Below are 13,050 nucleotides of genomic sequence, written 5' to 3'. Positions count from 1 at the left end.
CCCCTTTCGCGAGCAGGCTCGCTCCCACAAGGGAATGCATTCCAATTGTGGGAGCGAGCCTGCTCGCGAAGAGGCCAGCCAGTCAACGCAAGGCCAACAGCCCCTGCACCAACGGCTCAAGCTGCAGATGATTAACAGCTTTCACCGTCTCGATCATCGGCTGCGGCCAGCATTCAAGCCCCAGGCAAGACCCGAGCATGGCGCCGAGAATCGCCGCGATGGTATCCGTGTCGCCGCCCAGGCTGGCAGCCATGCACAGCGCTTCGAATGCCGTCATCTCGCCGATGGCCACTTGCTGAGCCAGGGCGAATGAAACCACCACCGACTCCTGCGACGCCACCGATGTACCGATCACGTCATAGAGCAGATCGGCAAGCAATGCTTTGTCGCTGTCGACACTGATACTGCGCGCCCAACTGATGCGCGAGGCGATGCGCCCGCCAGCCACCCAATGCCCGTGCGCTTCGGCTTGCTGCGCGATCTGCTGGCCGAGGTTCAGCGCCTCGCCGAGATCGACGTCATTGATGCCAGCGGAGACCACCGCCGCCACCGCCGCCGCACTGGAAATCCCCAGCGTGGTGTTATGCGTCACTTGGCAAGCCTGCACGACCGCCGCAATGAAGCGCTGCGGATCGGCCACGTTCGCGGCAATGCCCACCGGGGTGATGCGCATCGCTGCGCCGTTGGTAGTGCCGTAGCGCCCGGCTTCTTCCGGCGAATGCCCGGCGAGGATCATCTCAATGGCGCGTTTGGTCGAGGGGCCGAGCAAGTCCTGCGAGCCTTTGGCCTGCATCTCGGCTTCCCATTCGATCAAGCGCTGGGCGAGAACCGCCGGCTCGATGCGGCCGTGGCCTTCGACCAATAACTCGCCGACCAGAATCGCCTGCTCGGTGTCATCGGTGATCGAGCCTTTGGGCATGTTCGCGGCGATCGGTTGCAGTGGGCCGGCGTCTTGCAGATCAGTGATCTGGCCGAAGCGCGCCTTGATCGTTTCACGATCGAGCGATTGCGTCGGCATGCCCAGCGCGTCACCCAGGGCCAGACCATAGAAAGCACCAAGCGCACGGTTGAGCGCGGTCATTTCGATTCTCCGAATTGCAGGTGCAGACGAAAGTGCACCGGGTCGAGCAGGCTTTCCACCTGCTCCATGAAACGGTTCTGCCGGTCGTAGGTGGTGCGCAAGGCTTTGAGAAACACCGTGCCGACCGGACGGCCGAGCAGCTCGGCGTCTTCGGCATTCAGCGGCTCGGCGCCGATCCACTGATCGCCGCGCTCGCCGATGTAGCCGTAGGCGGCCAGGGTGATGGTCAGGGAATTGTCGATCAGGCCGACGCGGGGCAGGCTTTCCAGGCCGCCGTTGGCCGGCATCAAGGATCGTTCGAGAGACACCAGCGTACCGTCGGTGGCGCGCCGGCGACGGTCGAGGGTGATGAATTGATCGGTGCCGAAACGCACCAGCAGATCCGGGCGAGTCACCGCTTCGAGGCGCAACACTTCGGTATTGATCAGCGCCCCGCTGTCTGCCAACGCCTGCGCCCAGCCGCTGCGCTGATCTAGCGCGACTCCGTCGAAAGTGACGATGGAACCGACACCGCTCTGCGTGGCGATGTAATTACGCCGCTTCAGTTCGGCCAGCGCCTCACGCAAGGTGCCACGGCTGACCTGGAATTCTTGAGCCAACTGATGTTCGCCGGGCAACAGAAAACCGTCCTCCATGAGGCCGCTCTCGATGCGTCGGACGAGCTCGTCGACCACCCGTTGTTTCTTGTCGAATCGTACCTGTCTAATCATGTACAAATTGATAACCGAAACGGGACGTGGCGGGCAACAAAAATTTGAGGGAGGTGACCGGTGGAGAGAGCAAAATCAAGAGCCCCTCACCCTAGCCCTCTCCCGGAGGGAGAGGGAACTGATTGGGGAGTGCTCAGGAAATGCGCCGAACTGATGTTGCTTTAGAGAATCCACAATCGACCCGATCTTTCAGGTCGATGTAGAACGCAAGACACCTCGGTCGGCCCCCTCTCCCTCCGGGGAGAGAGAGGGAACTGATTGGGGAGTGCTCAGGAAATGCGCCGAACTGATGTTGCTTTAGCGAACCCACAATCGACCCGATCTTTCAGGTCGATGTAGAACGCAGACACCTCGGTCGGCCCCCTCTCCCTCCGGGAGAGGGCTGGGGTGAGGGGTAGCTTTTGACGTTAGCGCTGTTTCAGGCGATCGATGACCACGGCCAGCAACAGAATCGAACCACGAATCACATACTGATAAAACGTGTCGATGTTCTTCAGGTTCATCGCATTCTCGATGATCGCCAGAATCAACACCCCGGCAATCACATGGCGAATCATGCCGATGCCGCCACTCAGCGAAACCCCGCCCAGCACGCAAGCCGAGATCACCGTCAGTTCAAAACCCTGACCAATCATCGGCTGCCCGGAAGTCATCCGCGACGCCAGAATCACACCTGCCAACGCGCCGATCACACCGTGCACGGCGAAGATGATGATCTTGGTCCGGTCGACGTTGACGCCCGCCAGCAACGCCGCTTCCTGGTTGCCACCGATAGCCATGGTGTTGCGCCCGTAGGTGGTGTAGTTCAGCAGCCAGCCGAAGAACAGGAAGCAGACAATGGTGATCAGGATCGGCACCGGTACACCGAACAGCTGGCCGTTGCCGAAGACGAAGAACGATTCCTGCGACACACCGACCGCTTTGCCGTTGGCAAAGATATAGGCCAGACCGCGCACGATCTGCATGGTCGCCAGCGTCGTGATCAACGCATTGACGCGCAACTTGGCAATCACGATGCCGTTGATCAAACCTACGATCAGGCCCATCACCAATGCCGCGCTGACCCCGAGAAATACACTGTTGGTGTCACGCATCACCACTGCTGCGACCACGCCGGCACAGGCGATAACCGAGCCGACCGAGAGGTCGAAGTGCCCGGATGCCAGGCAATAAAGCATGGTGCACGCGGCGATGCCGGTGGTGGAAATCGCCAGACCCAGGCCACGCATGTTCAGCGGCGAGAGGAAGTTGTCGATCAGCAATGTGCAGGCGACAAAGATGCCGATCGCCGCCAGCAGCATGACCCAGTCATCGAGGAAGCGCCGCAGGTCCAGCGGTTTGCGCTCGGTCGGCAGAGTTTCGTTTTGCGTAGTCATCATAGTTACCTCTCAGTTCGCCACGCCGTCAGCGCGGTGGCGTGGCAAAGCCAGTTGCAGCAGGTTGGATTCATTGGCCTGGTCGCGGCTGACTTCGCCGCGCAGGGCGCCTTCGCACAGCACCAGGATGCGGTCGGAAATGCCCATCACTTCCATCAGATCGCTGGACACCACGATCACCGAAATACCGTCGGCGGCGAGGTTATGAATGATCTGGTAGATCTCGGCCTTGGCGCCGATGTCGATGCCACGGGTCGGTTCGTCGAGCAGCAGGACTTTCATCGGCATCGACAGCCAGCGGCCGAGAATGGCCTTCTGCTGATTGCCGCCGGAAAGAAACTTGATCTGCTGGCCGGCGTGCGGGGTTTTCACTTTCAGGGCCTTGATCTGCTTGTCGGCGTTGCCCTTTTCCCACAGGCCGCGAATCAGGCAGCCGAGCCCGGAATGCGCACCACGGGCACTGATGTTGATGTTCTCGGCGACGCTGGCCAGGGGGATGATGCCTTCTTTCTTGCGATCTTCCGGGCAGAGCAGAATGCCGGCGGCAATCGCGTCACGGGGCGAGCGCAGTTTCAGCTCATGGCCGCGCAATTCGAGACGGCCGGCGGTGTTGCGCTCCAGGCCGCTGAGCAGGCGAAACAGCTCGGTGCGCCCTGCTCCGACCAGCCCGAACAGGCCAAGGATTTCGCCCTTGTGCGCTTCGAAACTGATCGGCTCGCGCAGGCCCGGGCCGAGCAGGCCGTCGACTTTCAACGCCACGGCGCCACGCGGGCGATGGCGGTAATCGTAGATGTCCTGAATATCGCGGCCGACCATGCAGGTCACCAGTTGATCGTGAGTCAACTGGCTCATGTCGTCGAAGGTACGCACGTAGCGGCCGTCCTTGAACACGGTGACGGCGTCGCAAATGCGGAAGACTTCTTCCATGCGATGGGAAACGTAGAGCACCACTTTGCCCTCGTCGCGCAGACGACCGATGATCGCCATCAACCGGTCGATCTCGCGCGCCGAGAGGCTGCTGGTCGGTTCGTCGAACGCGATGACGTGAGCGCCGCGCGACAGCGCCTTGGCGATTTCCACCAGTTGCCGCTGGCCCAACGACAAGCGTCCGACCTTGGTTTGCGGATCGATTTCGTCGGCCAGGCCTTTCAGGCAATTCAAGGCTTTCTGGCGCAGCTCACTGCGATTGATCAGGCCGAAACTGGCCGGCAGATGACCGAGAAACAGGTTCTCGGCCACGGTCATTTCCGGGACCAGATGCAGTTCCTGGTGAATCACCGCGACGCCGCTGCCGATGCTGTCAGCGGTGGACTTGAACGCCATCGCCTGCTCGCCGATCTGCAGCTCGCCGCTGCTCGGAATGTAGGCGCCACCGAGGATTTTCAGCAGGGTCGATTTGCCCGCGCCGTTCTCGCCCATCAAGGCATGAACCTGGCCGGGGTGGGCGACGAAGCTGATGCCGTCGAGCGCTTTCACGCCGGGAAAGGTCTTGCCGATCCCGTTGAAGCGCAGGCTGCCGCTGGCGCCGTGTTGTTCTTGTGTCTGTACTTGCGCGTGCATAAAGCCACCTCTTCACACCGAAAAACGGCCCGGCTGCCCGGGCCGTCGCTGCCTCAATTCCACAAGCCGATTTTTTCCAGCTCTTGCTTGAAGTTTTCGCGGGTGATCAGGGTGACGTCATCCATGGCGGTGTACTTCGGCGGCTCTTTGCCGGCGGTGATCCACTCGTACATCATCTCGGCGGTCTTGTAGCCCTCGATGTGCGGGCTTGGCAGCATCGAACCGAAGAAGCCGCTGTTAGGCTTTTTCAATTCGCCGATGGCGTCGGTGCCGTTGATGCCGATGCCGATCACGTTGCTAGCGGCAAAGCCTGCCGCTTCGGTAGCGCGCACGCCGCCGAGCACGGTGTTGTCGTTCATGCCGCCGATGATCAGGTTCTTCGCCGCGCTCGGCAGTTTCACCAGCGCCGAGTTGGTGGCGTCCATGCTGCCCGGTACGTCGAGGGTTTTCAGTGCGGCGAAGAGGATGTGGTCCTCCGGCATGCCGGCCTTCTTCAGGGCATCGACCGAACCGTCGGTGCGCTTCTTGCCGGTGTCGAGTTCGTTGTAGGTGTTGACCACCGCGTAGGTGTCTTTCCAGTCCCAGTTACGCTTCTTCGCTTCGGCAGCCATGGCGGCGCCCTGCTTCTGGCCGACTTCAAACGCGGCCATGCCCAGGTACGGCACGTCTTCCATGAACTTGCCGTTGGCATCGACGAAACGGTCGTCGACGGCAATCACTTTCAAGTCGTTGATCTTGGCTTTGGCCATGATGGCCGGGCCGAGGGACACGTCAGGCGGGCAGATCACGAAGCCCTTGGCGCCGTTGGCGGCCAGACTATCGATGGCCGAAAGGGTCTTCTCGCCATCCGGCACGGCGATCTTGATCAGTTCAAAGCCTTTGTCCTTGGCGGCTTTTTCGGCAAAAGCCCATTCGGTCTGGAACCACGGTTCTTCGGCCTGCTTGACCAGAAAACCGATCTTCACCGCGTCGGCGGCGAGCAGCGCACTGCTCAGGCTGAACGCAGTGACCGCCAGGGCAGTGCTGCACAGGGTACGAATCCCGAAACGACGTTTCATCAGATGACTCCTTGTTATTTTTTTTGAGCAAGGTTTGAAAAGCGTTGAAGCGTGTTCTCAGTGAAGCTGTTTGAAAATAGTCATATCGTATGATGATTGGATTTCAAGCGTAGTTCAGCGCTGGAAATCCGTTTTATTCAGTCGTGGTACATCACCGAGCGACCACCATCGATGGTGATGCACGAAGCATTGATAAACGGTGCCTCATCGCTGGCCAGAAATACCGCCGTCATTGCCACTTCGATCGGCTGGCCGATGCGCTTGGGCGGATGCAGGTCGAAGGCGCGCTGCCGTTCGGCGTGTGGGTCGGCAAAGCCGTTCCAGTAATCGACGTTCAGCTGCGTTTCGATGTAGCCCGGCGCGATGGCGTTGACGCGAATGCCTTTGGCCGCGTATTCGATGCCGAGTGCACGGGTCAGGCCGAGCAAGCCGTGCTTGACTACCGGGTACGGAAAGCAGCCGGGGATGATGTGGCTGGAATGGGTCGAGGCGATGTTGATGATGCTGCCCACGCCCTGCTCGATCATCTGCGGCAGCACGGCTTTGCAACCATACCAGGCGCCGTCCAGATCGATGGCAAAGCAGCGGCGCCAGTCCTCTTCGGTCATCTGCATAGGATCGCGGAACACATTGACCCCGGCGCAGTTGACCAACACATCGATGCGGCCATGCAATTCCACGGCGCGTCGGGCCAGGGCATGCAGATCCTGCTGATTCGATACGTCGACCTTGAGCGCCTGTACGTCATGGCCCTGATCGCGCCAGTGAGCGGCGACCAGCTCGACCTTGTCGGCCTGGATATCGCTGATGAGTAGTCTGGCTTGCTGCGAGGCGAACGCGGCAACGATGGCTTCGCCGATGCCCTGAGCGGCCCCGGTCAGCAGCACGACCTTGTTTTTCAGGCGCTCGCCTTTCGGCGGCGCCGGCACTGGTGGCAATGTCAGCGCTTCAGCCATGGCTCAGGCCTCCTGCACGCAGGCGCAAAAAAACCGGGCATCGGTCGATGTCCGGTTCTGACGGCTGGGGAAAACAAACAGGCAAGCGTCGCCGACGGCATCAAGCCGTGACGAAAGGCGGATCCCGCTTGCGCGGGCGACAAGAATTCGCTGCATCACTTCACCTGTTTTGTTCTTTTTAAGTGTGAGTGCGTGTTACTGCTGGAGCCGACTATAAACCCGACCGCCAAATAATCTCAATATATAATTTTGCATCCCATATTTTGGGATCTAGCCAGCAAAACGCATACAGAGTTTTCCTGCAACATCAACGCGCATGCTCAGCACCGCACCGTCCAAAGGATGATTCAGCGGGCTCTTGGCACTGGTGATGAACAGGGTTTTCAAGTCTTCGCCACCAAACACGCAACTGGTCGGGCGACTGACCGGCAAATCGATTTTGCGATCGACCTGCCCGTCCGGCGTCAGGCGCAACAGGCAACCGCCGTCCCAGCGTGCATTCCACACGTAGCCTTCGGCGTCCATCGCCGAGCCATCGGGACCACCGTGTTGATCGGACGAGTAGAACACCTGCGGTGCATCGAGACTGCCGTCGGTGCGGATGAAATATCGATTGAGCGTGCTGTCGAGGCTTTCACCGAATAGCAGTGTGGTGCCGTCGTCACTCCACAGCAGGGTGTTGGGGATGCCCAGGCCGAGCAGCAGCGGTGTCACGCGTTGATCGGGATCGATACGGAACAGGCCACCGGAACGGCGCACCAGCGGCAGATCCTCGCCGTGCTCGCCGATGTTGTTCTGCATGGTGCCCAACCACAACCGGCCCAAGGCATCGCAACGGGCTTCGTTGGGGCGGTTGCCCGGTTGCGGGTCGGCAACGCAGAACAACGTCAAGCGTGGCTCGAGGCCGGGTGAATCGAGATCGAGGCGGTAGACACCGCTGCTCAATGTCACCAGCGCATCGCCGCTGGCGCAGGGAATGAAGGCAGAGATGTGCTCGGGCATCTGCCAGATCTGCACGTTTTGACCGATCAGGCGCAACGCTTGCTTACCGGCGATATCGACCCAGTAAAGCGCTTGGGTCGGCGCATCCCAGAACGGGCCTTCGCCGAGTTGCGCGCGGTGTTGGGTCAGGGCGGTGCAGGTCATCTGGAATCCTTCATGTTCTTGTTGTTTTCATACAGGGGGCTGGGTTTCAGCTGGCTTTGCGGTCCGCCATGACTTTCGGGTAAAAGCGTTTTATCGCCAGGTCGGCGTTGTCGATCAAGGTCATGCACGCCCACACGCCACGGGTCGAATCGCGCGCGGCGATGGCGTCGGCCATGTCTTTATGGATCGGTAAGGTGCGGCGCAGTTCATCGGGGTCGGCGGCGGAGACTTCGAACGACACCGCAAGCAACGCGCCGAGGGCCGGGACCATTTGTTCGATGAACTGATTATGGCTGGCGGCCAGGATGCATTCGTGGAAGGCCTGGTCGGCACGGTTGTAATCGATGCCACTGTCGACCGCACGTTCCAGTGCGTTGAAGGCCAATTGCACCGCTTCGATTTGCTCCGGCGTTGCGCGCTCACAGGCCCAGCGCACCGCCATCGGCTCGATGGTGCGGCGCAAATCCAGCAGGTCATCGACGAAGTTTTCCGGCAAGCCGTTGCGCGACAGCCAACCGACCACTTGCGGATCGAACAGATTCCAGCGCCGTACCGGCAACACCCGCGTGCCGACTTTCGGCCCGACTTCAAGCATGCCTTTGGCGACGAGGGTTTTGATCGCTTCGCGAATCACCGTGCGGCTGACGCCAAGCTGTTCGCCCAGATCCGCCTCGACCTTGATGGTCTGCCCCGGCTTGACCTGACCGGCAGCAATCCAACTGCCCAGCCAGTCAACGGTCGACGCATGAAAGCTGCTGGACATGTACACCTCAAGGCGAATCGCGATGGGTGCCTACGCTAATCATCATATGAATAACAGTCAATCGGATTTTTTCAGCTTGCACAGACCATTGTGGGAGCGAGCCTGCTCCCGAAAGCGTCGTGTCAGTCAACAGTGCTGCCGACTGATACAGCGCATTCGCGAGCAGACTCGCTCCCACATTTTGATGTTGTGTCAGGGTTCCAGGCCGATGCGAAAGAATTCGCCGCCGCTCCACACGCCCAACCAGCGCTGACCGTCGATCTCGCGGCTCACCGCCAGTTCCACCAACTGGTAAAACACATTGCGGTGAATCAGCGCTTCAAGGTTGCTGCGCACATGCACATAAGGCGCAGGCTCCTGGGTCTCAGGATCGATCTCGACACGGAGCGGATGCTCGGCCCCCGCCTCGGTGGTTTCCTCGACATTGGTGGTAAAGCGCAAAACCTGCGCCTCGCCCTCCCCCTCCACGTCAACGGCAACCGCCACGAACGGCGCGTCATCAACCTTGATCCCGACCTTCTCCACCGGGGTGATCAGGAAATAATCATCGCCGTCGCGGCGGATGATGGTGGAGAACAGTTTGACCATCGGCTTGCGCCCGATCGGCGTGCCCAGGTAGTACCAGGTGCCGTCGCGGGCGATGCGCATGTCGATGTCGCCGCAGAAATCCGGGTTCCACAAATGCACCGGTGGCAGGCCTTTGGTCTTGGGGATCTGCCCCAGCAGGTCATTGGCTGTTTGCGGGTCACTCATGGCGTACTCCTTGATTACTGGTCGCCGATCCCCAGCAGGCTGCGTGCGTATTGCGCCAGCGGCGGACCGATGAGGTCTTCGGGTTTGGAGTCATGGAACGTCAGTAAACCGCCACGACTCTTGATCCGTGCAGTATCAATCAAATACTGGGTGCTGGTCTCGATCAACATGATCTGAATCACGCCGCCGTCGATACCGAGGCGATCCACCGCCTCCTGATCCAGCCACTCGTCAGAGTTGCCGATGCGGTCGTCAGCCTTGGCGAAACGTGTGTACAGCAGATAATGCGCGCCGGCATCACGGGCTTCGCCCATGGCTTGATCGAGGCCTTCCGGCGCACGGGCGCGGCGGACCATCGGGAAATATTCGACAAAGCCCTTGAAGGCTTCTTCGGCGACCACGTTCGGCCGTGGATAGGAACCACCCGGCGGTGCGAACGCGCCCTGGGCGATGAAGATGAACGAGTCCGGCTGAATGCGGATATTGTTCACCCGGCGGCTGTCGCTGTGGTCCAGAAGCCCCGCATCGCTCATGTGATAGCGAGTGCCTTCGGCCATATCGCTGACATTCATGCAGCCGCCAAGCGCCAAAACGGCCAGCAGCAAAACCAGGCTACGCATCCTATTCCTCCAGAAGCCGGTGTCGGAAAACCGGCGAATGGCCGTTGGATGCAGCTTTTGCGCCAGCTCGGCATTTTCCTTGAAAGGCGTTCCGTGTGGGAGCGAGCCTGCTCGCGAAAGCGATTATTCAGCCACCAATAATCTTCATGACAGTAGCGCCGCCAGAGAACGCTACCTCCTGCTTGTCACCCAACGCCTTGACCAGCAAACGTTGCAGTGCCGGCAAAGCCTGGTGGCGCGGCTTGTCGAGCAGATCGCCGACATAGTGGCGGTTGCTCGACGACAGGCAGCCATGCAGCCAACCGGTCGACGACAGGCGCAAGCGCGAACAAGTGCGGCAGAACGGCACGCTTTCGTTGGCTATCACCCCGAAATTGCCGCGACCGGGAATCGCATAGCGAACGGCCGTGGCGTCCACCGGTGCGTCGGTCTGGGCGTATTCATAACGTTCGCCGATCAGGCCGAGCAACTGCTCAAGGCTGACGAACTGCTGCAGGAAGGCATTGGAATCCTTGGCCAGATGGCCCATGCGCATCAGCTCGATGAAGCGCAGTTCGAAGCCGCGCTCCAGACAGTAGTCGAGCAGCGGCATGACCTGATCGAGGTTTTGCCCGCGCAACGGCACCATGTTGACCTTGATCTTCATCCCGGCGGCGGCAGCCTGATCCATGCCATCGAGCACGCTGGCCAGATCGCCGCCACGGGCGATGCTGCGAAAAGCAGCGGCATCAAGGGTATCGAGGGAAACGTTGATTCGACGCAGACCGGCATCGACCAGCAGCGGCAGTTTTTTCGTGAGGAGTTGACCATTGGTGGTCAGGCTGATGTCGTCGAGGCCCATCTGGCCGACGGCAGTCATGAACGATTCGAGCTTGGGGCTGACCAGTGGCTCGCCGCCGGTGATGCGCAGGCGCTCGATGCCGGCCGCTTCGATCAGGTATTCGACGCCGCGCGCCATGGCTTCGGCCGACAGTTCATCCTGCGCAGCGACCAACCGCTTGCCATTGGGCACGCAGTAGGTACAGGCATAATTGCAGGCAGAGGTCAGGCTGATGCGCAGATTGCGAAAACGCCTGCCTTGACGGTCAACGATCATGAAACACTCCGGCGAAAGAAAATCGAGCGAGCAAAACTTGACTGAGAAATCAGGTTTTAGCAAGCCCTATGCCTGAGTATATTCCTGCGCTATTGCGCCATGTTGTGAAAACACGGCGCAATCAGCCCGCTGAATGACTTATGTGCTCGGCGTTTCCGGGTCGCGCTTGCGCTTGTTGCCCATGCGCACGCCGATGTCCATCAGGAACTGGAAGAAGCCTTCCTGATCTTCCAGCACATTGCTCCAGAACGGCGAGTGATACAGCGCCACCGCGCCGTGCACCAACGCCCAGGATGCGCAGTAGTGGAAGTACGGCGGCACGTCTTCGAGCTTGCCTTCGCTGATGCGACCCTTGATCAGCAGCGTCAGGCGTTCGAAGTTCGAGGCACGGATCTTGTGCAGCTCCTCGACCATCTCCGGCACCTGATTGCCCTTGACCACTTTCTCTTCGAGACGGTCGAACAGGCGATAGCGCTGCGGGTCGCGCATGCGGAATTCGAAGTAGGCGCGGGACAGTGCTTCCTTGTCCTTGTCGACATCGGCCGAATGCAGCAGCTCGTTCAGATCGCGCTCGTAGTCGAGCATCAGGCGCAAGTAGATCTCCGCCTTGGATTTGAAGTGCTTGTAGATCGTGCCTTTGCCGATACCCACGGCATCAGCAATCATCTCGACGGTGACACTGTCTTCACCCTGGTCGAGGAACAGCTTGAGCGCGGTATCGAGAATTTCCTGCTCGCGGCGACGAAATTCACGGACCTTACGAGGTTCTTTATGCATAAGAAAAAGGTCTGAAGGGTCAAAATTCGAAGCCGCGTATTATGCCTAACTTGCGCAAAAAAGCACGGTTCATCGACCGAATCTGTGTTTCTTGTTCATTTCGAGAACGATTCAGGTGCAATGAGAACTCAACTGAAGCAAACGTATTCCAAATTTGTTTAAAAACCCCGACCGGCTCACTGGACTGCACGCCAGACTGATCAATACTTGAACTGTCGGGCGACATCTCCCCCAAGTGTCGTGCCGGTAAAGGTACCAACGGACCGCGTGCCTTTGTTTTACTCCTAATGGTCTTAACCCGGATTCACCCCCCAGAACCCGGGTTTTTTTTGCCTGCGATTTGGCCAGCCGTCATACGGCAGATTTAACACTCGCCAGCGGGAACAGACGCTTGAAATTCTCTGTGGTCTGCTCGGCAAAGCGCTCGTAGTTCTCACCACGCAGCATCGCCAGAAACTCCGCCACTTCGCGCACGTACTGCGGCAGGTTCGGCTTGCCGCGATACGGAATCGGCGCCAGGTACGGCGAGTCGGTTTCCACCAGCAGGCGATCGGCTGGCACTTTGCTCGCCACATCACGCAAGGCGTCGGCATTGCGGAACGTGACAATGCCAGACAGGGAAATGTAATAGCCCATGTCCAGTGCCGCTTTGGCCATGTCCCAGTCTTCGGTGAAGCAATGCAACACGCCCGCCTGGGGCAGCGCCGCTTCGCGCAGCAGTTCCAGGGTGTCGGCACGAGCGCCACGGGTGTGAATGATCACCGGTTTGCCGGTCTGCTGTGCCGCTTGCAGGTGCAGGCGAAACGACTCCTGCTGCAACTCGGCAGCTTCGGGCTCGTAGTGATAGTCGAGCCCGGTTTCGCCGATCGCCACCACTTTCGGATGATTGAGTTCGTGCAGCAGCCAGTCCAGCGCTGGCGCCGCGCCCGGTTGTACGTCGAGCGGATGCACGCCGACCGAACAATCGACATCGACATACCGCTCGGCGAGAGCTTTGACGTCGGCGGCGTTGTCGGCACTGACGCCGATGCACAGAAAGTGTCCGACTCCACGCTCGCGGGCCGCAGCGAGTGCGGCATCCAGCGAGCCGTCATGGGCGTCGAGGTCGAGACGGTCAAGGTGACAATGGGAATCTACGAGCATAAAAAGGACTG

13 protein-coding genes are annotated in these 13,050 nt (G+C 60.0%); all 13 read right to left on the bottom strand.

From position 1 onward, the window contains the following. Positions 1 to 82: 82 nt before the first annotated feature. Positions 83 to 1,081: an ADP-ribosylglycohydrolase family protein gene (locus tag KVG85_RS01675; protein WP_217862828.1), complete on the bottom strand. Its 999-nt coding sequence runs from the start codon at positions 1,079 to 1,081 to the stop codon at positions 83 to 85. Then, positions 1,078 to 1,791 (bottom strand): GntR family transcriptional regulator, encoded by a 714-nt coding sequence (locus tag KVG85_RS01670; RefSeq protein WP_016770970.1) that lies wholly within the window; start codon positions 1,789 to 1,791, stop codon positions 1,078 to 1,080. The genes KVG85_RS01675 and KVG85_RS01670 overlap by 4 nt, the downstream gene beginning before the upstream one ends. 407 nt (positions 1,792 to 2,198) lie before the next feature. Beyond that, positions 2,199 to 3,167, bottom strand: coding sequence for an L-arabinose ABC transporter permease AraH (araH, locus tag KVG85_RS01665; protein ID WP_039760239.1), 969 nt, complete (start codon positions 3,165 to 3,167; stop codon positions 2,199 to 2,201). A 12-nt stretch (positions 3,168 to 3,179) separates the two neighbouring features. Beyond that, positions 3,180 to 4,727, bottom strand: coding sequence for an L-arabinose ABC transporter ATP-binding protein AraG (gene araG, locus KVG85_RS01660; RefSeq protein WP_041479431.1), 1,548 nt, complete (start codon positions 4,725 to 4,727; stop codon positions 3,180 to 3,182). 53 nt (positions 4,728 to 4,780) lie between these two features. Continuing rightward, complete coding sequence (locus KVG85_RS01655) at positions 4,781 to 5,785, bottom strand: substrate-binding domain-containing protein (RefSeq protein ID WP_016770973.1); 1,005 nt, start codon at positions 5,783 to 5,785, stop codon at positions 4,781 to 4,783. Positions 5,786 to 5,922: 137 nt separating this feature from the next. After that, positions 5,923 to 6,741, bottom strand: a complete 819-nt coding sequence (locus KVG85_RS01650; protein WP_217862827.1) for an SDR family oxidoreductase — start codon at positions 6,739 to 6,741, stop codon at positions 5,923 to 5,925. Positions 6,742 to 7,011: 270 nt separating this feature from the next. Continuing rightward, positions 7,012 to 7,887 (bottom strand): SMP-30/gluconolactonase/LRE family protein, encoded by an 876-nt coding sequence (locus KVG85_RS01645; protein WP_217862826.1) that lies wholly within the window; start codon positions 7,885 to 7,887, stop codon positions 7,012 to 7,014. A 46-nt stretch (positions 7,888 to 7,933) separates the two neighbouring features. Beyond that, positions 7,934 to 8,650: a FadR/GntR family transcriptional regulator gene (locus KVG85_RS01640; RefSeq protein WP_039760144.1), complete on the bottom strand. Its 717-nt coding sequence runs from the start codon at positions 8,648 to 8,650 to the stop codon at positions 7,934 to 7,936. A 192-nt stretch (positions 8,651 to 8,842) separates the two neighbouring features. Beyond that, positions 8,843 to 9,403 carry a DUF1285 domain-containing protein gene (locus tag KVG85_RS01635; protein ID WP_073472283.1) on the bottom strand — a complete coding sequence of 187 codons (561 nt, stop codon included), beginning with the start codon at positions 9,401 to 9,403 and terminating at the stop codon, positions 8,843 to 8,845. Between the two features lie 14 nt (positions 9,404 to 9,417). After that, positions 9,418 to 10,023, bottom strand: a complete 606-nt coding sequence (locus tag KVG85_RS01630) for a DUF4823 domain-containing protein (RefSeq protein ID WP_024013915.1) — start codon at positions 10,021 to 10,023, stop codon at positions 9,418 to 9,420. 127 nt (positions 10,024 to 10,150) lie between these two features. Continuing rightward, positions 10,151 to 11,119: a GTP 3',8-cyclase MoaA gene (locus KVG85_RS01625; protein ID WP_217862825.1), complete on the bottom strand. Its 969-nt coding sequence runs from the start codon at positions 11,117 to 11,119 to the stop codon at positions 10,151 to 10,153. Positions 11,120 to 11,257: 138 nt separating this feature from the next. Beyond that, complete coding sequence (locus KVG85_RS01620) at positions 11,258 to 11,896, bottom strand: TetR/AcrR family transcriptional regulator (RefSeq protein ID WP_016770981.1); 639 nt, start codon at positions 11,894 to 11,896, stop codon at positions 11,258 to 11,260. A gap of 351 nt (positions 11,897 to 12,247) precedes the next feature. Next, positions 12,248 to 13,039 (bottom strand): TatD family hydrolase, encoded by a 792-nt coding sequence (locus tag KVG85_RS01615; RefSeq protein WP_217862824.1) that lies wholly within the window; start codon positions 13,037 to 13,039, stop codon positions 12,248 to 12,250. Positions 13,040 to 13,050: the final 11 nt, after the last annotated feature.

This window comes from Pseudomonas triticicola, assembly GCF_019145375.1.
Taxonomy (GTDB): domain Bacteria; phylum Pseudomonadota; class Gammaproteobacteria; order Pseudomonadales; family Pseudomonadaceae; genus Aquipseudomonas; species Aquipseudomonas triticicola.
This window is presented reverse-complemented; position numbering and strand designations above follow the sequence as displayed.